18 protein-coding genes, 1 tRNA gene and 1 pseudogene are annotated in these 19,865 nt (G+C 62.4%); 9 read left to right on the top strand and 11 right to left on the bottom strand.

What is annotated here, in order from left to right; all coding sequences use genetic code 11:
* Window positions 1-93: 93 nt before the first annotated feature.
* The 3 genes from A9K71_RS16895 to A9K71_RS16885 form a co-directional block, all read right to left on the bottom strand.
* The gene (locus tag A9K71_RS16895) at window positions 94-978 is read right to left on the bottom strand and encodes a methylenetetrahydrofolate reductase (protein WP_066997905.1); all 885 of its coding nucleotides are present in this window, start codon (window positions 976-978) and stop codon (window positions 94-96) included.
* 16 nt (window positions 979-994) lie between these two features.
* Complete coding sequence (purU, locus tag A9K71_RS16890; RefSeq protein WP_066997900.1) at window positions 995-1,843, bottom strand: formyltetrahydrofolate deformylase; 849 nt, start codon at window positions 1,841-1,843, stop codon at window positions 995-997.
* A gap of 156 nt (window positions 1,844-1,999) precedes the next feature.
* Complete coding sequence (locus A9K71_RS16885; protein WP_066997897.1) at window positions 2,000-3,379, bottom strand: aminomethyltransferase family protein; 1,380 nt, start codon at window positions 3,377-3,379, stop codon at window positions 2,000-2,002.
* A gap of 107 nt (window positions 3,380-3,486) precedes the next feature.
* On the opposite strand from A9K71_RS16885, the gene A9K71_RS16880 reads away from it, so the two are divergent.
* Window positions 3,487-4,386: a LysR family transcriptional regulator gene (locus A9K71_RS16880; protein WP_066997894.1), complete on the top strand. Its 900-nt coding sequence runs from the start codon at window positions 3,487-3,489 to the stop codon at window positions 4,384-4,386.
* Window positions 4,387-4,442: 56 nt separating this feature from the next.
* Here the strand turns inward: A9K71_RS16880 and A9K71_RS16875 are convergent, their stop codons facing one another.
* Window positions 4,443-4,982 carry a cupin domain-containing protein gene (locus A9K71_RS16875; protein WP_066997890.1) on the bottom strand — a complete coding sequence of 180 codons (540 nt, stop codon included), beginning with the start codon at window positions 4,980-4,982 and terminating at the stop codon, window positions 4,443-4,445.
* 28 nt (window positions 4,983-5,010) lie between these two features.
* Entirely contained in the window at window positions 5,011-5,364 is a 354-nt protein-coding gene (locus A9K71_RS16870) for a DoxX family membrane protein (protein WP_066997887.1), read from the bottom strand.
* Between the two features lie 236 nt (window positions 5,365-5,600).
* Between A9K71_RS16870 and A9K71_RS16865 the strand changes: the two genes are divergently transcribed.
* From A9K71_RS16865 to A9K71_RS16855, 3 genes are read left to right on the top strand one after another with little or no spacing between them, the layout of a single operon-like run.
* Window positions 5,601-6,698 carry an alcohol dehydrogenase catalytic domain-containing protein gene (locus tag A9K71_RS16865; protein WP_066997884.1) on the top strand — a complete coding sequence of 366 codons (1,098 nt, stop codon included), beginning with the start codon at window positions 5,601-5,603 and terminating at the stop codon, window positions 6,696-6,698.
* Window positions 6,699-6,717: 19 nt separating this feature from the next.
* Window positions 6,718-7,740, top strand: coding sequence for an amidohydrolase family protein (locus A9K71_RS16860; protein WP_066998195.1), 1,023 nt, complete (start codon window positions 6,718-6,720; stop codon window positions 7,738-7,740).
* A 35-nt stretch (window positions 7,741-7,775) separates the two neighbouring features.
* Window positions 7,776-8,447 (top strand): 4-carboxy-4-hydroxy-2-oxoadipate aldolase/oxaloacetate decarboxylase, encoded by a 672-nt coding sequence (locus A9K71_RS16855; RefSeq protein WP_066997881.1) that lies wholly within the window; start codon window positions 7,776-7,778, stop codon window positions 8,445-8,447.
* 61 nt (window positions 8,448-8,508) lie between these two features.
* On the opposite strand, the gene A9K71_RS16850 is transcribed toward A9K71_RS16855, so the two are convergent.
* From A9K71_RS16850 to A9K71_RS16835, 4 genes are all read right to left on the bottom strand, one after another.
* The gene (locus A9K71_RS16850; RefSeq protein WP_066997878.1) at window positions 8,509-9,144 is read right to left on the bottom strand and encodes a TetR/AcrR family transcriptional regulator; all 636 of its coding nucleotides are present in this window, start codon (window positions 9,142-9,144) and stop codon (window positions 8,509-8,511) included.
* A 130-nt stretch (window positions 9,145-9,274) separates the two neighbouring features.
* A complete protein-coding gene (locus tag A9K71_RS16845; RefSeq protein WP_066997875.1) occupies window positions 9,275-10,222 on the bottom strand; it encodes an ABC transporter substrate-binding protein in 948 nt (315 codons plus the stop codon).
* 359 nt (window positions 10,223-10,581) lie between these two features.
* Window positions 10,582-10,656 (bottom strand) — tRNA-Gln (locus A9K71_RS16840).
* A gap of 171 nt (window positions 10,657-10,827) precedes the next feature.
* The gene (locus tag A9K71_RS16835) at window positions 10,828-11,172 is read right to left on the bottom strand and encodes a VOC family protein (RefSeq protein ID WP_066997872.1); all 345 of its coding nucleotides are present in this window, start codon (window positions 11,170-11,172) and stop codon (window positions 10,828-10,830) included.
* A gap of 218 nt (window positions 11,173-11,390) precedes the next feature.
* Between A9K71_RS16835 and ppdK the strand changes: the two genes are divergently transcribed.
* The 3 genes from ppdK (at window position 11,391) to A9K71_RS16820 (ending at window position 16,199) form a co-directional block, all read left to right on the top strand.
* Window positions 11,391-14,075, top strand: coding sequence for a pyruvate, phosphate dikinase (gene ppdK, locus A9K71_RS16830; protein WP_066997869.1), 2,685 nt, complete (start codon window positions 11,391-11,393; stop codon window positions 14,073-14,075).
* A gap of 163 nt (window positions 14,076-14,238) precedes the next feature.
* On the top strand, window positions 14,239-15,300 hold the full coding sequence (locus A9K71_RS16825) for a glycosyltransferase family 9 protein (RefSeq protein ID WP_245299652.1): 1,062 nt from the start codon (window positions 14,239-14,241) through the stop codon (window positions 15,298-15,300).
* Window positions 15,301-15,467: 167 nt separating this feature from the next.
* Window positions 15,468-16,199, top strand: a complete 732-nt coding sequence (locus tag A9K71_RS16820) for a polysaccharide deacetylase family protein (protein ID WP_245299651.1) — start codon at window positions 15,468-15,470, stop codon at window positions 16,197-16,199.
* Between the two features lie 75 nt (window positions 16,200-16,274).
* On the opposite strand, the pseudogene A9K71_RS16815 reads toward A9K71_RS16820, so the two are convergent.
* Together A9K71_RS16815 and A9K71_RS16810 are read right to left on the bottom strand one after the other, a co-directional pair.
* Window positions 16,275-16,659 (bottom strand): annotated as a pseudogene (locus tag A9K71_RS16815) (DUF427 domain-containing protein).
* A gap of 160 nt (window positions 16,660-16,819) precedes the next feature.
* Window positions 16,820-17,176: a hypothetical protein gene (locus tag A9K71_RS16810; RefSeq protein ID WP_066997860.1), complete on the bottom strand. Its 357-nt coding sequence runs from the start codon at window positions 17,174-17,176 to the stop codon at window positions 16,820-16,822.
* Between the two features lie 195 nt (window positions 17,177-17,371).
* Between A9K71_RS16810 and A9K71_RS16805 the strand changes: the two genes are divergently transcribed.
* Together A9K71_RS16805 and A9K71_RS16800 are read left to right on the top strand one after the other, a co-directional pair.
* The gene (locus tag A9K71_RS16805) at window positions 17,372-19,000 is read left to right on the top strand and encodes a fatty-acid--CoA ligase (protein ID WP_066997856.1); all 1,629 of its coding nucleotides are present in this window, start codon (window positions 17,372-17,374) and stop codon (window positions 18,998-19,000) included.
* 79 nt (window positions 19,001-19,079) lie between these two features.
* Entirely contained in the window at window positions 19,080-19,865 is a 786-nt protein-coding gene (locus tag A9K71_RS16800) for a DUF1499 domain-containing protein (RefSeq protein ID WP_066998193.1), read from the top strand.

The raw sequence follows: 19,865 nt of genomic DNA, 5'->3' as shown, positions 1-19,865 counted from the left end.
AACATTCGCCCATGTAGCGGCAACGAGAGACCGTGGCGCGCCGACGATCGGCGCGCCATGGTCTGGCTCGGCTCTCGGGAGGTGGCTGCGCGCTTAAGCGATCGACGAGCGATCGTCGGCTTCGAGGTCTTGCCACGAGCCACGCTCGTAGAGCCACCTGGCCGTATTCTTGATGCCGCCAAACGGAAAGACATGCAGCTGCGCGATTGCCGACTCCGGCTTTGCCCGCAAATGGTGCTCGATCGGGCCGACGAAGCTCTCCGGCGAGTGACTGGTGGCAAGGGCGGCAAGCGAGGCGCTGCGCTTTTTCAAGAAATTCAGCGAATTGCCGACGCCGCACAAGGCGGCGTATTTTAGCAAGGTCGTGATCTTGGCGGGACCGGCCACGCCAAGATGGATCGGCAGGTCCACCCCGGAAACCGCCAGGCCGTCCGCCCAGGCGATGAACTTGTCCGCGTCGAAGCCAAATTGGGTGACGACACGCATCTTTGCCCCGGTCCGCTCGGCCCAGGCGCTCTTCATCCGGAGCGCTGCAATCGCCGCCTCGTCGCCAAAGTCGCGACTGCCTTCCGGATGGCCGGCTACACCGACCTCGGCGATGTCGTACTTGTCAACGAAACCAGTCTCGAGCACCTTGAAAGAGGAGGAAAATGAACCGGCTGGGGTAGCCACGTCGCCGCCGATGATGAGCAAGTCGCGGACACCCGCTTCCTCAGCCAAAGCCTTCACCCGCGTTTCCAGCGCTTGGCGCGTGGTCAGTCGGCGAGCGGCCATATGGGGAACCGCGGTGTAGCCAAGGTCCGCGACGCGACGCGCTGCCTTGACCAGGGTCGGCGTGTCCGCCAGGCCGATATCGGTGATGTAGACCCGGACCCCCGACGGGAAAAGGCCCGGTAGGTCAGGGGAGTCGATCACCTGGCTTGGCGCCATCTCGATCGAGGCGTAGATAGAGGAGGGGCGGATAGCAGCTTTTTCCATGCGCGTGGCTCCGTTGTTAGGCGAAGACGACGGTCTTGCGTCCATTGAGCAAGACCCGATCCTGAAGGTGGAAGGCGACCGCGCGGGCCAGCACGCGGCGTTCGATGTCCCGACCCTTGCAAACGAGGTCCTCGGGCGTGTCGGCATGGGTCACATGTTCGACGTCCTGGGCGATGATCGGACCCTCGTCCAAGTCTTCGGTGACGTAGTGCGCCGTTGCTCCGATCATCTTCACGCCGCGCTCATGCGCCTGGTGATAGGGCTTGGCGCCCTTGAACCCCGGCAGGAAAGAATGGTGGATGTTGATGCAGCGGCCGGAGAGATAGGCTGAGAAGTCGTCGGATAGGATCTGCATATAGCGGGCCAGCACGATAAGCTCGGCGCCGCTATCTTCGATCACGCGCTTGATCTTCGCCTCCTGGGTGGCCTTGGTCTCATGGCTGATCGGGAAGTGGTGGAAGGGAATGGCGTCGTCGGAGGCGAGGTTGAGACCTTCTCGCGGATGGTTGGAGACGATGGCGACAACCTGCATGGGCAACTCGCCCAGTCGTTGGCGGTAAAGCAGGTCTACCAGGCAGTGGTCGAATTTCGAGACAAGCAGCAGAACCTTGCGGGGCAGGTTCTGGGGCCGCAATGTCCATTGCAGGCCGAAGCGGTTGACCTCCTCGGAAAAACGCCCGGCGAGATCATCGAGGGGCGAAGGCAAATCGAACGCTACCCTCATGAAGAACCGATCCGTCTCGGGGTCGTCGAATTGCTGGGCCGCGGTGATGTTGGCGCCATGTGCGGCCAAACGGCTCGCGACGCCGGCGACGATGCCCGGCCGGTTCTTGCATTGGAGCGTAAGCAGATAGGACTTTTGCATACCCGGTCTCCGGGTTGACGGCCGAGCTGAAGGGCAAGGCGGTTTCTCGCGTCGCAAAGCGACACCGGCAGGAGGTCCCGCCAGTCTGTTGTCGTCGGGTGCGGTTGCCGTGAGGGGAGGGCGGCCGTGATGCCGCCCTCGGTTCAGGCGTGCGGCTTAGGCGTTCTTGCGATAGCTGGTGCGTGCGTGCGCGTCGATCGGCGCCGGGTGGACGGTGGCGCGGATCTTGAACTGCACGTGGTCTTCAACCTGCACCTTGGAGGATGGCTTGGGCTCGCCCCAGACCACCACCAGTTCGGTGCCAGGCTCTGCCACTGCCGCATCCACGACCGCGATCGACATCATCGAACGGTAGTTGGCCGAGTATCCGGTATGAAGCGAACGCCCGGCCAAGCTTCCGTTTGGCGCCTCGACCCGGTCGTAGTGATAGGTCGCGTAGTGGGCGATCGGAAGGTTGATGAACTTCGCTCCGACACCTGGCTGGTACATCGAGGCCCACGCCTTGGCGACGTCGTCGCCGTTCCACTGCAGCGTCACCTTGCGGTTGGCCGTGGTCTGGCCGTCGGCGACCTGGGCCTCGAGGGCCTTGCGGCCGATGAAGTCGTGGTCGAATTTGACGATCTTTCCGTAGCCCACGTCGTAGGGCGAGAAATAATAGTCCTCGATGCTTTCGGAAAAGAAGCTTCCGCCTAGAGACACATTGGCATCGATCTCGTCCGCGGCAAGCCACTTGCGGAAGCCCGCCGTGCTCTTGCCCGAGTAGAACGCCGGCAACGGGCGCGGAAGCCATCCGGACTCGAGCGAGTTGGTCAGGTACGCCCGGCCGCCGACCTGAATCATGTTGTGCTTTTTGCCCGCCTCGAGCAGAGCGGCCCGAACGACCTCATGATCGGCCCAGGGCCCGACGAACTCGAAGCCTGGTTCGCCCGCCATGCCGTGGCGAAGCGCGCGGACCATCTTGCCGGCGATCGTGAAGCGGGTGCCGTGGAAGAACTTCACATCCGGCGGCTCGCCGCCGATGAGTTCCCGGATCACGTTGAACGCGCCAGGTCCCTGGATCTCGTAGCGGTAGCACAGCGGATTTCCCTTGCGGGCATAGGACGGATTGTCCCGCACAAGCTCGACGTCGTAACCGCCGGTCTCGGCATGATACTGAAGCCAGTTAATCGTCGGCGGAATGCCCACCGCTTGGAATTCGTCTTCCTCATAGCGGAACAGGATGTTGTCGCCGATGAGCTGGCCCTCGTCGTTGACCGCTACATACTGCTTCGCGGCGTTGACGGGAAAGTATTCAACGCTGTTGATCGCCGTGTCGCGGATGAGCTTCAGCGCATCCTTGCCGCGGATGTTCAGGTCGGCGAGATGGTGCGACTGGTCATAGAGCACGGCGTTGCTGCGCCAAGCGAGCTGTTCGTCGCGCCAGTTGGTGAATTCCGGCGTCACCGGCGTGCTGACGATCGGCGGGCTCTGCGATTCCCAGAGCATGGTTTGGGCGCTTCCAGCGTCAGCGATCTTCTGTTCGAGATTAGCAGCCATTTTCAATCCTCCTGTGCAGCTCCTTTCCGGCTAAGCCCTTGCAGGACATCTAACAACCCAATAGGTTCGATACAGGTGATCGAAATTTTGCATAGAGAGTAGGCGTCATGCTGTCGGAGGAGCTTGCCCAGATCGACCTGAATGCCTTGCAGGCATTGGTCATGGTCAACGACTGCCGGTCCTTTTCAGAGGCGTCGGAGCGCCTCGGCGTCAATCAGTCGACGATCAGCTATTCGATCAAGCGGCTTCGAAAGGCCTTCAACGACCCGATGTTCGTTCGGCAGGGCAACTCGATCCTGTCGACCGACAAATGCCGTCAACTCGCCCAGGAAGCGCGCGATGTCCTCGAGCGCATGCAGGCGTTGTCCTCTCTGCAAGGTTTTGATCCCGCTACGTCCAAGGGCAGCGTGACGATCTCCTGTAACCATCACGAGCGTATGTTCCTGATGCCGGCCTTCGTGCGCCAGGTCCAGCAGCAGGCGCCCCAGATCGCGGTCAACATTTTTGAATCCGCCGTGCACGGCAAGCAGCAGCTCAAGGAAAACATTTGCGATATCGTGCTCGGCCCGGTGGCGATTTTCGGCGATATCTACTACCGGCGTAAACTCTTCACCGACCGCTACGCTTGCATCATGGATTCCAGCCATCCGCTTGCGGCCGGCGAACTGACGATGGATCGCTACCGGCAGACGCGGCATATCGCCGTGACCCACAATGGCCAGTGGGAGGCGTTGTACTTCGCGGCGCTTCGGGCAATCGACGTCAGGATTACGCCGAGCGTGATCGTGCCGAGCCACGACAATCTCGAAGCATTGATCCGGGGCACGGAGCTGGTCGCGACCATTCCCTATCGCCTGGCTCGCCGGCTTTCGGACAAGTTGACGTTGAAGCCATTTCCTCTCGAGGTGCTGATCCAGATCGACATGTATTGGACCGAGCGTTCTCACTATTCGGGCCTGCATGCGTGGACGCGCCAGATCCTCGCCGACGTGGCGGCAACGATCTGAGCGGTCCGAAGCCCAGCCGAGGCTGGTGTGGTCTCTCTGGGATGATAACCGCCGCGTCAGACAGTGGCGCCGAGCATGATCACGGAGATCGTCGCCGGCTGGTCGCCTGGATTGCGCCATGCGTGACGAGTGCCCTGCTGGACTACGGTGTCGCCGGCATTTAGCTCGACAGTCCTGCCGTCATCGAGTTCCAGGATCAGTCTGCCCTTGACCACCGTGACGTAGTCGACGGTCGGGGTCTGGTGCATGCCAGGGCTGTCCGGCTCCATCCGCTCGGCAATGCCAGGTGACGCCTCGATGAGTTCGGGACCAGCTACCGCGGGGTTCCATTCCGATGACATGTAGACGCTGTCGGGAGGGAAAGTAATGATCCAGAACGATGATCCGCCTGCCGGCATGACCATGGTGCCGGTCGTCTCCATGGGGTCCTTGTTGTCGATGCTCCCCAGCTCTGGCGCCCCCTCGATTTTCCACTGTGGCGACGATACGAAACCTGGCGTGTGGCGCAGGACCATTTCCCCAGGGGAGGGACCGTCACTGACGACCACTGACTTGCCGGCATTGTCCCTGCCAGTGACGATGCGCCGAACCTGCATATCAAACCTCCCAGGTAGATGTTCAAAGTCACAGTGCCGAGATGAGGCAAGCGAGCGCCCAAAAAAGCGGGAATTCCGGTCCCATCTGCTGCCAGCGCCATTTGGCGCCGTTGATCTTCACCACTGCGTAGGCTGCTCCGAGCAGCACGACGATCGCGCAACCGGTTGCTGCTTTCGAATAGACGTTGAAAATCATGCCGAGCGCGGCAAGCACCTCGAGGACGATTGTCAGGACAAGGAATGCCTTGCCAGGCTTCAGACCGGCCTTCTCAAATGTAACCGGCGCCTTATCGAAGTTCCTGACCTTCCCGATCAGATGCGGCAGGAACCAGACTCCACATAGGATCCTCAGGCAGTCCTGAGGCTGCAACTCGAACGGCATGGTACGTCTCCTCCCCAGCAGCGTGACGGCTGCAGTCGTTGTGAGCGGGCCCGGTTTTGGCCGCCAGCCACCCTGCGAAATCGAGCGTAGGCCCGAGGGCAGCAGCGATGGTTGGTACCGGCACCGCAAATCGGGTCTTGCGTCACCCAATCCAGATACTATACGGTATCCACAGTCCAATCGGAATGTCAACTCGATCCGGTTGGCGGTATTTGAGGAGGAACCTCGTGACAGTGATGATGCGCGCCGCACGGTTGCATGCGGTAAACGAACCAATGCGGATCGAGGAGATCGCCAAGCCTCGAGCGTGCGGAACAGATGTCGTGGTCGAGGTCAAAGCCTGCGGTATGGTCCCGAACCTCGCCAACGTGCTGAACAACTGGGAGAACTGGTATCCTCACCAGCCGCTGCCTCCCAAGCCCGCGACGTTTGGCCTTGACCCCGCCGGCATCGTGCACGAAGTGGGCGAGCAGGTCGTTGTCTTGAAGCCCGGAGACCGTGTCTACGTCAATCCGTTGCGTTCGTGCGGTGCCTGCCACGCCTGCGCCAGCGGCAACCAGATGAAGTGCGACTACTTCACCTTCGCCGGATATTTCGGGTTCAATCGCAACAGCCTCGAAATCTACAAGCGCTATCCCGGCGGCGGCTTCGCTCAATTCATGCGCGCGCCCCAGAGCGCCATCGTCAAGATACCCGACAATATGACGTTTCCGCAGGCTGCCCGCATGGGCTATCTCGGCACGTCCTATTCGGCGCTCAAGAAGCTGGGCAACCTTGCGGGCAAGTCGCTGATCATCAACGGCGCGACCGGCACGCTGGGTGTCGGCGCCACCATGTTCGCGCTCGCCATGGGGATTTCCACCATCTATGCGGTCGCGCGCGGCAAGCCATTGCTGGAAAAGCTGAAGCGCCTCGCGCCGAACCGGATCGAGATTTTTTCCAGCCTGGACGGCAAGGTCGCGGACTGGGTGCGCTCCAAGCACCACTCCGGCGCGGATTTCATGCTCGACAGCCTTGGCGCGGTGGCTGACGTCAACGCCATGAGGGACGCGATGATGGGCGTCAAACGCGGCGGCACCATCGTGAACATCGGCGGTACGGGCGCCGACATGCTGTTCAACACCAAATGGTGGATGGACAATTCGATGGTGCTCACCGGTTCGGCCTGGCTCAGCACCGCGGAGGGCATCGAGATAGCGGAGCTGGTCCGGTCTGGCACGGTCGACCTGTCCGTGCTGGAAGCCCGCACCTATCCGCTGGACCAGATCAATGAGGCGATCAACGGCGTAGCCTCGGGCGACGGTGGCTTCACCAACTATGTGCTGGAGCCCTGAGCTGCGGTTGGAGAATGCCATGATAATCGACTGCCACGGTCACTACACCACCGAGCCCCCGGCGCATCATGCCTATCGCAAGGCCCAGGTGGCGTTTGCCGAGGGCCAGCGGGACGCAGGTCCGGTCTATCCCGGCATAAGCGACGAGACGCTTCGCGCGACCGTCGAAGACAACCAGCTTCGTCTTCAGCGGGAGCGCGGCTCGGACCTTACAATTTTGTCGCCCCGGGCTTCGGGCATGGGTCATCATGTCGGCAGCGCTGCGCTGAATGCCGAATGGTCCCGTGTCTCCAATGATCTCATTGCGCGCATCGTGGACCTGTTCCCGCTGAACTTTGCCGGCGTCTGCCAGCTGCCGCAGTCGATGAGCGGTGACCTGGCTCCTGTGCTGGCTGAACTCGAGCGCTGCGTGGACGAACTCGGCTTCGTCGGCTGCAATCTCAACCCCGATCCGTCCGGCGGCTTCTGGTCGGCGCCGCCAATCTATGACCGTTACTGGTATCCGCTTTTCGAGAGAATGGTCGAGCTCCAGGTACCGGCCATGATCCACGTCTCGGGCGCGTGCTCGGCCTGCCTGCACACCACCGGAGCGCACTACATCAATGCCGACACAGCGGTGTTCATGCAGCTGATCCAGGGCGACCTGTTTCGCGATTTCCCAGACCTCAAGCTAATCATTCCCCACGGCGGCGGCGCCGCTCCCTATCACTGGGGCCGCTATCGCGGGCTGGCAATCATGATGGAAAAGCCGGATCTCGCCACGCACCTGATGCGCAACGTCTATTTCGACACCTGCGTCTACCACCAGGCGGGGATCGACACGCTGTTTCGCGTGATCGGTCCGGACAACATCCTCTTCGGCTCGGAACTGCTGGGCGCGGTCAAGGCGGTTGACCCGCTGACCGGCTTCAACTTCGACGACACGCGCCGTTACATCGATGCTTTGGGCCTCGACGAAGCCGACCGCGCGGCGGTGTTCGAGGGCAATGCGCGCAAAGTCTACCCGCGGCTGGACGAGAGGCTCAAGCGACAGGGTCGCTAGCGAGGTCCGGCCGGCACGAATCTCTGGAGATATCAATGGCAAAAGTCGTGACAAACACCGAACGTACGCCGATCGAAGTGTGCGACGCACTGGGCGCGCTGGGGGTGGCAACCGTTCACGAGGCCCAGGGACGCAAGGGGCTGCTGGCCTCGCGGCTGCGTCCCATCGATGACGGCGTCAGGATCGGCGGCAATGCGCTTACCTGCGAGGTGGCGCCGGGCGACAACTGGACCATTCATGTTGCATTGGAGCAGGCACGGCCGGGCGATGTGCTCGTCGTGACTCCGATCTCTCCATGCGAAGACGGATTTTTCGGCGACCTTCTGGCTGAATCGGCGATGGCGCTCGGCATCCGAGGCCTCGTGATCGATGCCGGCGTGCGCGATGTGGCTGCTTTGCGAGCGATGAAGTTCCCGGTCTGGTCGAAGGCGATCTTCGCTCAGGGAACGGTAAAGGAGACGCTGTGCGATTGCCAGGTTCCGATCATCTGCGCCGGTGCCCGCATCTGCCCTGGCGACGTGATCGTCGCCGATGATGATGGCGTCTGCGTGGTGCCCCGTGCCAATGCCGAGTTGGTTGCGAGAACGGCACGAGAGCGGGAGGCGGCCGAGGAAGACAAACGTCGCCTCTACGCTGCAGGCAAGCTCAGCCTGGACGTCAACTCAATGCGCGAACGGCTGCGCTTGAAGGGACTTGTCTACGAATAGGCACCCGACGTCCACGAAGGAGAATCGGTCGGCCTTCCAACGTGGCGTGGCATGGTTCGCGTCAGGACGCTGCAGTCCGCTTGCGCACGGCCTTTCCGTTCTTATGCCTAAAAAGATGAGCCTCGTGCATCGACGTCAGCGCGACCCGCACCATTTCGCCGGGCGCCCTGTCGTCCATAAAACTCGACATGCCGCCATAGACGAGTTCGAGGACGATACCGCCGACATAGAGTGGCCGGGGTTCCGCATCCCCATACGGAAACAGCTTCTCCGACAACAGCCTGCCCAGCCCTTCCCACTGGTCCCTGAACAGGCGCAGGTGCCGATCCTCCAGCGTGTTGTCGCGGCGCGCGATGCGCAGCAGGTCGATGGCCAGCGTTCCCCAGCGCTTGTCCTTGGCGCGTTGGTTGGCCCATTCGCAAATGGATTCGATGACATCCTTCGGCTCGTCAACGCTGCGAAGCCTTTCGGTCAGTTCGACCACATCTCCGCCGGCGTTGCGCTCCAGCAGTTGCAGGAAGATGTCTTCCTTGTTCGTGAAGTTGGAGTAGAAGGCCCCCTTCGAGAAGCCGGCCTCCTCTGCGATCCGCTCGATCGATGCGCCGGAATAGCCGTCTCGGGCCACCATCTCGCTAGCCGAAGCCAAAAGCTTTTCGCGCGTCAAGGCTTGGCTTTGTTCACGGGTCAGTCGCGCCATCTTTGATCATCCAATGAACGTATCGGGATACCTAGCGTATCTGAGCAAGCAACTTAGGGTCGTCGACCTCCAAGGGCAAGCGAAGGTGAGGGGTCAGCTGCGAGATTGCTTTGGTGCACGGCAGATGGGTTCAGCCGACAGTGACGCAGGCGGCGTCGAGATAAGAAGCATCGAAGGCGTGCAGCGCTTGGCTCCGAAGGGCCTCATCGAGCAAATGCGCGCGGATCATCAGGTCGATGGTCGTGCGCAACGCGTTTGCCGGCACGGCCAGCTTGTCCGGCCACATGCCCATGTCACGCATGTATTCTAGACCACGATTGGCCAGGGTGGAGCTTTCCGGCGTGGTGATGCGTTGGAAGATCGGCAATGTTATGTCCTGCCGTGCCGGTTCATTGGTGATCGCATGGGCCTCAATCAGGGCGTTGATGAAGTGTATGACCACATCTCGATTGGCTTGCAGCCACGATGATCGGCCGATGACCGCGGTGAAGAGGATCTCGGGTATGAATTCATTGACCTCGCCGATCAGATTGTAGCCTTGGTCCTCGGCTAGGAAGTTCCACGGCGCGGGCTGGGGAGCACAGTCGACTTGCCCGGCCTGCAGCGCCTCCCACCGTTTGGTATGAATACCCGCAAGCACGAATTCGTAGTCGGCGGGGTAGTGCAGTCCTTGGGAAGCCAGCACAATCTGCGTGTAAATCGCAGTACCCTCGGTGAGCGAGGACGTGCCGATCCTCTTTCCTCGAAGGTCCGCCAGAGTGGCGATTTCTGGCCGCGCCACGAGAGACATCGGCAGCCGCACTGCATTGGCCGCAACAATGCGCAGTTCTCCACCGTTCACGAAGTCCGCGACTGCTCCTTCTGGCGGCGTAATCGCAAGGTCGGCCTCACCCTCAAGGACAGCTCCTGTTGCCTTGTCGACGCTGCCGAAGCGCTTGTATTCGATGGCAATGCCGTGCTTGCCGAATAATCCCAACTCGTCTGCAAGGAAGACCGGAAGCCAATTGAACCCCTGCGCTCCGCCCGCGAGGCGAAGCTGGGCAGGCGTGGAAGGATCAGCTGTCGTGTTTTCGGCCATTGGCTCCTCCCGCCGGTATTCAGCACTGGGCGTTTAAATACTATAGGTATTGGAATTCCAATCGGTATGTCAATCGGCCACGCTTTTTTCCTCGCAGCCCGGCTGACTGAGCTACCGTGAACAATTGCTCCGCGTGCTCTCGATCGCGAAAAGCGGCCAACAGGGGCTACGGCCCTTGGCACCATACCGCACCTGCTATCGTGAATTCGAAGCGGTCCTAAACGGCGCCGCTTCTCTTAAGTCCAGTTCCGGACGCCAGATTCTTGCTGCCGGTCCACGCATCCAAGGCCCTAGCCGAGTGCCCTAGACGAAGACCTGATCGATTTAGCTAAATCATTGAATAAAAGATAAAAAATGGTTGGCTGGGGCGCCAGGATTCGAACCTGGGAATGTCGGTACCAAAAACCGATGCCTTACCACTTGGCGACGCCCCAGCAGCCGGGCGGTGCCCGCTGCGCGCGGCCTTATAGGACGAGCCGGTCGAAAGCTCAATGCTTGGACCGCTGACATCCAAAGTAATCTTGCCGCATGTCTGCGCCAGCGGATTGCCGCCGCGTTTCGGCGTAATCTGGAGGGGAGATCGATCCGGCGACCGGAATTGCGGGCTATTCGCCCCACACGGCCAACTCGTTGCCGGCCGGGTCGGTGAAGTGGAACCGCCTGCCGCCTGGGAAGGAAAAGATCGGCTTGATGATGCTGCCTCCGGCATTCTCAACGGCCTCCAGCGTCTCCTCCAGGTTTTCGGAATAGAGCACGGGCAGCGGTCTGGCGGGCGCTTCGCCCGCATCGGCCTGGAAGCCGCCGTCGAGCCCCTCGGCAAAAGCGGAGTAAGTTGGCCCGTAATCGGTGAAAGACCAGGAAAACGCGGCGCTGTAGAAGGATTTGACGCTGTCCAGCGTGCCGCCGGTGGCCGGAAGTTCCAGATAGTCGAGTTTTCCCTCGAGTTTCATCGCGCTACTCCACTTTGTTCTTGTTGTGTTCTATCTCGCGCAACTCACACCGGCAAGTCTTTTTGACGCAGCTTTTGCTTAATCGATTGTAGTCGCGGCGCTTGCTTTGCCGGCGCTTGCCTTTCGCAATGCAGCATCTTATCGCTCGGATCGGAAGGGCGGGGACCGGGGCCTTGGCCCGGGTGTTGTCTATCTTCCAAGGGACCTGGAGGGCATGCATGACCAAGTGGGTTTACACCTTCGGCGACGGTGCCGCTGAAGGCCGAGCCGGTGATCGCAACCTGCTCGGCGGCAAGGGCGCCAACCTTGCCGAGATGTGCAGCCTCGGCCTGCCGGTGCCGCCGGGCTTCACCATCACCACTGAAGTCTGCAATGCCTATTACGCCAACGGCCGCACCTATCCGACGTCGCTTGAAGCGGATGTCCTTGCGGCGCTCGACCATATCGGCAGGCTCACCGGCCGCAATTTCGGCGATCCGTCGAAGCTGCTTCTGGTCTCGGTGCGCTCCGGCGCCCGCGCTTCGATGCCAGGCATGATGGATACCGTGCTCAATCTCGGCCTCAACGACGAGACGGTCGAGGCGCTTGCCGCCGATTCCGGCGATGCCCGCTTTGCCTATGACAGTTACCGCCGCTTCATCCAGATGTATTCCGACGTCGTCATGGGCCTCGATCACGAGGTTTTCGAGGAAATTCTCGAGGACCAGAAGGCGAGCCTCGGCCATGAGCTCGACACCGAACTGACGGCCATCGAATGGCAGGGTGTGATCGCGCTCTACAAGGCCAAGGTCGAGGAGGAGCTCGGCAAGCCGTTCCCGCAGGACCCGCGCGAGCAGCTCTGGGGCGCCATCGGCGCCGTGTTTTCGAGCTGGATGAACAACCGCGCCATCACCTACCGTCGCCTGCACGACATCCCGGAAAGCTGGGGCACGGCGGTCAACGTCCAGGCCATGGTGTTCGGCAATATGGGCGACACCTCCGCCACCGGCGTTGCCTTCACCCGCAATCCCTCGACCGGCGAAAAGCAGCTCTATGGCGAATTCCTGGTCAATGCGCAGGGCGAGGACGTGGTGGCCGGCATCCGCACGCCGCAGAACATAACCGAGGCCGCGCGCATCGCTGCGGGCTCTGACAAGCCCTCGCTGCAGAAACTGATGCCGGAAGCTTTCCAGTCCTTCGTCGATATTTCCGACCGGCTGGAGAAGCATTACCGCGACATGCAGGACCTCGAATTCACCATCGAGCGCGGCAAATTGTGGATGCTGCAGACCCGCTCCGGCAAGCGCACCGCCAAGGCGGCGCTCAGGATTGCCGTCGAGATGGCCAAAGACGGGCTGATCACGAAAGAGGAGGCGGTCGCCCGCATCGACCCGGCCTCGCTCGACCAGCTCCTGCATCCGACCATCGATCCCAAGGCGGCGCGCGACGTGATCGGCGTCGGCCTGCCGGCCTCGCCGGGCGCAGCCACCGGCGAGATCGTCTTCTCCTCCGGTGAGGCCGAGGATGCCAAGGCGCAAGGCCGCAAGGTCATTCTCGTGCGCGTCGAGACCAGCCCGGAGGACATCCACGGCATGCATGCCGCCGAAGGCATCCTCACCACGCGCGGTGGCATGACCAGTCATGCCGCCGTGGTGGCGCGCGGCATGGGCAAGCCCTGCGTCTCGGGTGCCGGCTCGCTGCGTGTCGACTACAAGGCCGGCACGCTGATCTCGATGGGCCAGACCTTCCGCAAGGGTGATATCATCACCATCGACGGCGGCAACGGCCAGGTGCTGAAGGGCGCCGTCGCCATGCTGCAGCCGGAGCTGTCCGGCGACTTCGCCGCCATCATGGAATGGGCCGATGCCGCGCGCCGCATGAAGGTGCGCACAAATGCCGAGACGCCGCTCGACGCGCGCATGGCGCGCTCCTTCGGCGCCGAAGGCATTGGCCTTTGCCGCACCGAGCACATGTTCTTCGAAGGCGACCGCATCGTCGCCATGCGCGAGATGATCCTGGCCGACACCGAGAAGGACAGGCGCTCGGCGCTCGACAAGCTTCTGCCGATGCAGCGTTCGGATTTCCTAGAGCTGTTCGAGATCATGGCGGGCTTGCCGGTGACGATCCGGCTGCTTGACCCGCCCTTGCACGAATTCCTGCCCAAGACCGACGCCGAGCTCGCCGAGGTCGCGACCGCCATGAATGTGCCGGCGGACAAGCTCAGGCAGCGTACCGAGGCGCTGCATGAGTTCAATCCGATGCTCGGGCATCGCGGCTGCCGGCTGGCGGTCTCTTATCCCGAGATCGCCGAGATGCAGGCACGCGCCATTTTCGAGGCGGCGGTCGAGGCCGGCCACAAGGCCGGCGCGCTGGTGGTGCCCGAAATTATGGTGCCGCTGGTCGGCCTCGTGAAGGAGCTGCAATACGTCAAGGCGCGCATCGATGCCGTCGCGCAAAGCGTCATGCAGGAGACCGGCACCAAGATCGACTATCTTACCGGCACCATGATCGAGCTGCCGCGCGCAGCCATCCGCGCCCATGTCATTGCCGAAGCGGCCGAGTTCTTCTCCTTCGGCACCAACGATCTGACCCAGACGACTTTCGGCATCTCGCGCGACGATGCGGCCTCCTTCCTTGAAACCTATCGGCAGAAAGGTATCATCGAACAGGATCCGTTCGTTTCGCTGGACATCGACGGTGTCGGCGAACTGGTGCGGATTGCGGCGGAAAAGGGCAAGGGAACACGACCCGACATCAAGCTCGGCATTTGCGGCGAGCATGGCGGCGACCCGGCCTCGATCCGCTTCTGCGAAGAGGTCGGCCTCGACTATGTGTCATGCTCGCCTTACCGTGTACCGATTGCCCGGCTGGCTGCGGCCCAGGCGGCCGTGGAGGCCGCGAAGGGAAGAGCAAAGCGCGCCTGAACGGCGCGCTCCATCTTACGATTTCGTATGGAAACTCACGCGAACGTGCGCGCGCTGGTTCTCAATCTCGACATCGTTCCTGGGCAGTTTCTGGTTCCGAATTACTCGGGGCGTGAAACAGATGTTGCAGATTTCCCCCACCTCTTTCCGATCGATCCTGATCATGCAGACCAAGTTCATAGGCGACATCGTGCTTGCCTCTGCCTTGGCGAAGAACCTTCAGCTCGAATATCCAGGTGTGAAGGTCGTGTTCCTGTGCGATGCCAGGTTTGCTGGATTTCTAACAGCGCATGGGATCGCAGCGGAGGTCGTTTCGTTTAGCCGTGCCGGCATGCGCGGCACGCCGCTCCAGCGCGGGCGCGAGCTTGTCCGGGTTGTGCGAACTTTGCGGCGGCACCGCTTCGACATGGTCATCGACATCACCGATTCCAAGACTTCGCGGCTGGTGTCCGGATTGGTCCGTGCCCCGATTCGTGTCGGCCACTATCCGACGGAGCGACCTCTGCGCTGGCTTGAGCGCCAGCCTGCCAATGTCAGGATGAAGCCGTACGGATTCGGCGAAAAGCATTATCTCTTCCGCTATTTGTCGCCGCTCGAGGTGCTCGGCGTCGACCTGCGCGTCAGGGCACCGGCCATCCGCCCGCTGCCCTTCGAAACGACGCAAGCGCTCGCCTTGCTGAGCAAGCATCATTTGCGGCCAAATGCCTTCGTGGCGGTGCATGCGGGGGCGAGCTTTATCGGGCGTCGCTGGCAGCCGGAGCGCTTTGCGGCCGCGATCGAACGGATATCGTCCGAAACTGGCCTGGACGCTGTGCTGATCGGCGGCCCTGATGAGCACGAGGCGGCGGACAAGATCATGGCGGCAGCGAAAACGCCGGTCGTCAATCTGGTCGGCACGCTCTCGCTCGAAACGTTGCTGGCGCTGCTCAAGGAGGCCAGGTTATTCCTCGGCAATGAGAGCGGCCCGATGCATATGGCGGCCGCAGCCGGCACTCCGGTCGTCGGTCTGTTCGGCCGGACCAATCCGGTTCGATGGGGCCCGGTCGGCGTCCCCAGCATCTCGTTGCGCCCCTCCATGCCCTGCGATTGCGTCGGCGGCGACCTGTGCCGTCGGACCGATTCGAGCAAGGCATGCTGTGTCTGGCGCCTTGAAGTGGATTCCGTGGTCGAGGCGGTGCGCGAACTTTTGGCGCGTACCGACGTGGCGCTTGAGCAGGCGGTCTAGCTCAAGTCTGCTAAAGGCGTGTTGAGCTTTTGCAGCTACTCTCCATGCAAATTGTCGCGCGGTGGCTTTTCGGATGCGAACCGTTCCGATTTTCGCCTAGATGCGCGTCTTGTTGAGGCCATCTTGCGGTTGAGCGGCTTGACGGGCCGGGCATGGGAACGACGGGTTTGCTTCAAAAATCTCTTTGCGCGATCGCGCTATCGCTTGTCGTGGTCTCGGCTGGCAATGCCGGGACGCTGGTCGAACCGACGTTGCATCTGACGCCGCAAGGCAGCGGTGGCCGTGTCGCGCTCACGCTGGACGCCTGCGGCGGGAAGACCGATACGCGCATTCTTTCGGCCCTGGTCGAAAACAAAATTCCCGCGACTATCTTCGTCACCGGCATCTGGCTGAAGCGCAACGCCGCCGCTGTCGGGATCATGCGCGCGCATCCTGATCTGTTCGAACTGGAAAACCACGGTGGCCGCCACATCCCGGCGGTCGACACGCCCCGCAAGATCTACGGCATCAGCAGTGCCGGCAGTCCAGATGCCGTTCAGGCCGAGGTCGAGTCGGGTGCCGCGGCGCTTGCGAGCGCCGGCGGCCCGCCGCCGAAATGGTTTCGCGGCGCCACCGCCGAATACAGCCCGTCGGCGATCGCCATGATCCGCAAGCTGGGCTTCAAGGTCGCGGGCTTTTCCGTCAATGGCGACGGCGGCTCACTGCTCGGCGCCAAGGAAACCGCCCGGCGCATCGCCGCAGCCAAGGATGGCGACGTCATCATCGCTCACATCAACCAGCCGACCCATGCCGCGGGCGAGGGTGTCGTCCAGGGCCTGCTCGCCCTGAAGCAGAAGGGCCTGACCTTCGTTCGGCTGGACGATGCCGACGACGTCGGCAACGACGGCACCACGGATTGATCCGCGGGGGGTTGATGACGACGGTTGGGAGGCTCAGCGACCTCGGAGATCCGCGATGCTTTCCGCCGCAGTCTATCACTCCGGCTTAGTCTCGACCGTCACCTTGCTCGTATAGAACGCGCCGTGATCGCGGATGTCGACCATTTCGTCGAAAGGTTGCTCATAGGCCCACATCGCGTCCCTGCCGCTGTCGCCGGCCGGCAGCACGCTCCAATAGCTCGCGTCGCCCTTGTAGGGACAATGCGTCGAATGCTCGGTCCTGGCGAGCTTGCTGAAGTCGATATCGTCGAACGGGATGTAAAAAACCGCTGGGTAGGGCGGTTCCGACAAGAGCCTGGCCCGGGTTGACCTGGCGATGACGACGTCGCCGGCGCTGACCGTGACGGCGCCGCGATAAGCTCGTTATCACCTTGTCGGGATTGCGCTGAAAGCCGGGGGCGGGGTTGGCGCGCTTGTCCAAGACGGGTCTCCTTCAGCAGTCTGAGGAAGGTGCGTGGCGGTTTTTCCGTTCGGAACCGCTCTCGTCCGTCAAAGGTGGGTCGGCCCGACGCCTCGCGCAAGGCAGCGCCATGACGCAAAATCGCGTGCAGGCGAAATAATGTTCTAACCGGCGCCGACAGTCAGGCGGCGGCCTGGAATGCGTCCATGAGGCCGGCATAGGCGGCAGCGATGCCGGCGACCGGATTGCTGCTTCTCGCCGCTGTCTCGACCTTCAGCGCGCCGCCGGCGGTCGGCAGCGTGAGCAGCAGGAACTGGCGGTTGCCGCCGTCGCCGACGCTTGCGGCAGCGACATGCTGGCCTTCGCCGTCATTCTCGACGCACATCTTGAACAGCAGCGTTCCGCCGACGGCCTCCAGCGCGCCGCCGACGACTTCGGCAAATTCATCGTCGGAAACGGTTTTGGAGTCCGGCGTCAGATCGTCCAGACTTTCGGCAAGCGTGCTTTCGAGGGCTTTTTCATCGAGCTGCACGTCCATGCGAATCTCTCCATTCGCCAATCTCACCCAGCCCATTAATGAATCTTAACGGCGACGATGGCCGGATTATGGCGGGTTTCACGGGTCATCCGCCCATCCGACCGCCTTGGACTTATGGTGGCTGGACAATCCGCCGGATCATTCCACAATGCGTGAAACAATGACGCGAAAGCGCGAAAAAGGGGAGGAGCCGAGATGCTCGGACTGATGCAGGAATGGCCGCTGCTCTGCCATAAGCTGATCGATCACGCCGAACGCCAGCACGGCGGGCGCGAGGTCGTGTCGCGCTCGATCGAAGGCCCGATCGTGCGCACCACCTTTGCCGACATCCGTCATCGGGCGCTCAAAGTAGCGCAGCGGCTGGAGCGTGACAGCTTCGGGCTCGGCGACCGCATCGCAACGCTTGCCTGGAACACCGCCCGCCACATCGAGGCCTGGTACGGCATCATGGGGATCGGCGCGATCTACCACACGCTCAATCCGCGCCTGTTTCCCGAACAGATCGCCTGGATCATGAACGACGCCGAGGACAAGGCGATCTTCGTCGACCTGACCTTCGTGCCGCTGCTGGAAAAGATCGCCGGCCAGGTCAGGTCGCTCAGGCAGGTGATCGTGCTGACCGACCAGGCGCATATGCCGCAAACCTCGTTGCCGAACGCTGTCGCCTATGAGGAATGGCTTGCCGAGGCGGACGGCGCCTTCGCCTGGAAGACATTCGACGAGAACACGGCTGCCGGCATGTGCTACACGTCGGGCACGACCGGCGATCCGAAGGGCGTCGTCTACAGCCATCGCTCGAACGTGCTGCACGCCATGATGGCCGCCATGCCCGATGCCATGGGCGTTTCGACACGCGACGTCGTCCTGCCCGTGGTGCCGATGTTCCATGCCAATGCCTGGGGACTCGGTCAGGCCGCGCCGATGATCGGGGCCAAGCTGGTGATGCCAGGCTGCAAGATGGACGGCGCCTCGATCTACGAATTGCTCGACACCGAAAAGGTAACTTTCAGCGCCGCTGTGCCGACGGTATGGATGATGCTGCTGCAATATCTCGAGGAGACCGGCAAAAAGCTGCCTTATCTCAACAAGGTCGTCATCGGCGGTTCCTCCTGCCCGCGCGCCATCACCGCCAAGTTCCAGGACAAATACGCGGTTGAGGTGGTGCATGCCTGGGGCATGACCGAAATGTCGCCGCTCGGCACGTTGTGCACCATGAAGCCGGAATATGAAGGGCTGACCGGCGATGCCAGGCTCGATATCCAGGGCAAGCAGGGCCACCCGCCCTTCGGCGTTGAAATGAAGGTGACAGACGACGAGAACAACGCGCTGCCCTGGGACGGCAAGACCTTCGGGCGTCTGAAAGTTCGCGGCCCTGCGGTCGCGCGCGCCTATTACGGCGGCGTCGGCGCCGAGCAGTTCGACGCCGAGGGCTGGTTCGACACCGGCGACGTCGCCCATATCGACGCCAGCGGCTATATGCAGATCACCGACCGCGCCAAGGATGTCATCAAATCGGGCGGCGAGTGGATCTCCACCATCGATCTGGAGAACCTGGCCGTCGGCCATCCCGATGTGGCGGAGGCGGCCGCCATCGGCGTGCCGCACTCCAAATGGGGCGAGCGCCCTCTGCTGGTGGTCGTGTGCAAGCCGGGCAAGGAGCCGAGCAAGAGCGATATCCTGACCTTCATGAGCGGCAAGGTGGCCAAGTGGTGGATGCCCGACGACGTCGCCTTCGTCGGCGAGATTCCCCACACGGCGACGGGCAAGATCCAGAAGACCACCTTGCGCCAGCAATTCAAGGAGTATCGGCTGCCGACGGATTGAGGATTGTTAAATCTTTCGGCTTCAAGGCTGGCGCAAAAAGCTCTAAGTCTCGATGCGGACTGGGGTAATGCGGCAGACGATGGCTACAATTCCTGAACGGCAGACGTCGAGGGCGGCCGGCTGGTCGCGGCGGATCGGGGCATTCTCGCTCGTCCTTTTGCTGACCGTCGTTGCCGGCTACCGGCTCGACCTTGTCGACACCCCGCCTTTCCTGTGGGTGCTGGCGCTCGTTGCGCTGCTTGCGGCGCTCGCGCTGCTGCTCGCCGGGCTTGCACTGTCGAGGCTGTGGAATTTCGGCGACCGCGGCGGCCGCGATCTCAGCGTCGGCGCCCTGCTGGCAGTGCTGGTGCTTGCGCCTTTCGGCATCGCCGCCTACTGGGCGACCGTCTATCCGCCGCTGCGCGACATTTCGACCGACGTCGACGACCCGCCGGCGCTCGACACCAGCGACCGGACAAGCGACATGAACGCGCTGTCGCCGCCGACGCCCGGCGAGCAGAGCCTGCAGGCGGAAGCATATCCGCTGGTTAGCGGGCGCAGCTACAACCTGCCCTTCGAAACCGTGGTCGATGCTGTCGAGACCGTGCTCGACCGGCGGGACTGGCAGCTGACCGCGCCCTATCCCGACATCAACAGCCAGAGCGAGGCGACGATCACCGCGGTCGCGAGAGGCTTGGTGCTCGGTCTGCCGGCAGATGTGGCCATCCGCGTCGCCGACGACGGCGATTCGGTCGTCGTCGACATGCGTTCGGCCTCGCGCTACGGGCGTCATGACTTGGGCGACAATGCCGCCCGTATCACCGATTTCCTCGCCGAGCTCGATCAGGAGGTCGCCGGCCAGGTCGGCGCGGCGCCGGCCGAGTGA

The organism is Mesorhizobium sp. WSM3873, from assembly GCF_001672445.1.
GTDB lineage: Bacteria > Pseudomonadota > Alphaproteobacteria > Rhizobiales > Rhizobiaceae > Mesorhizobium.
Note: the sequence above shows the minus strand (reverse complement) of the source record. Positions and strands in the feature narration are given on the sequence as shown.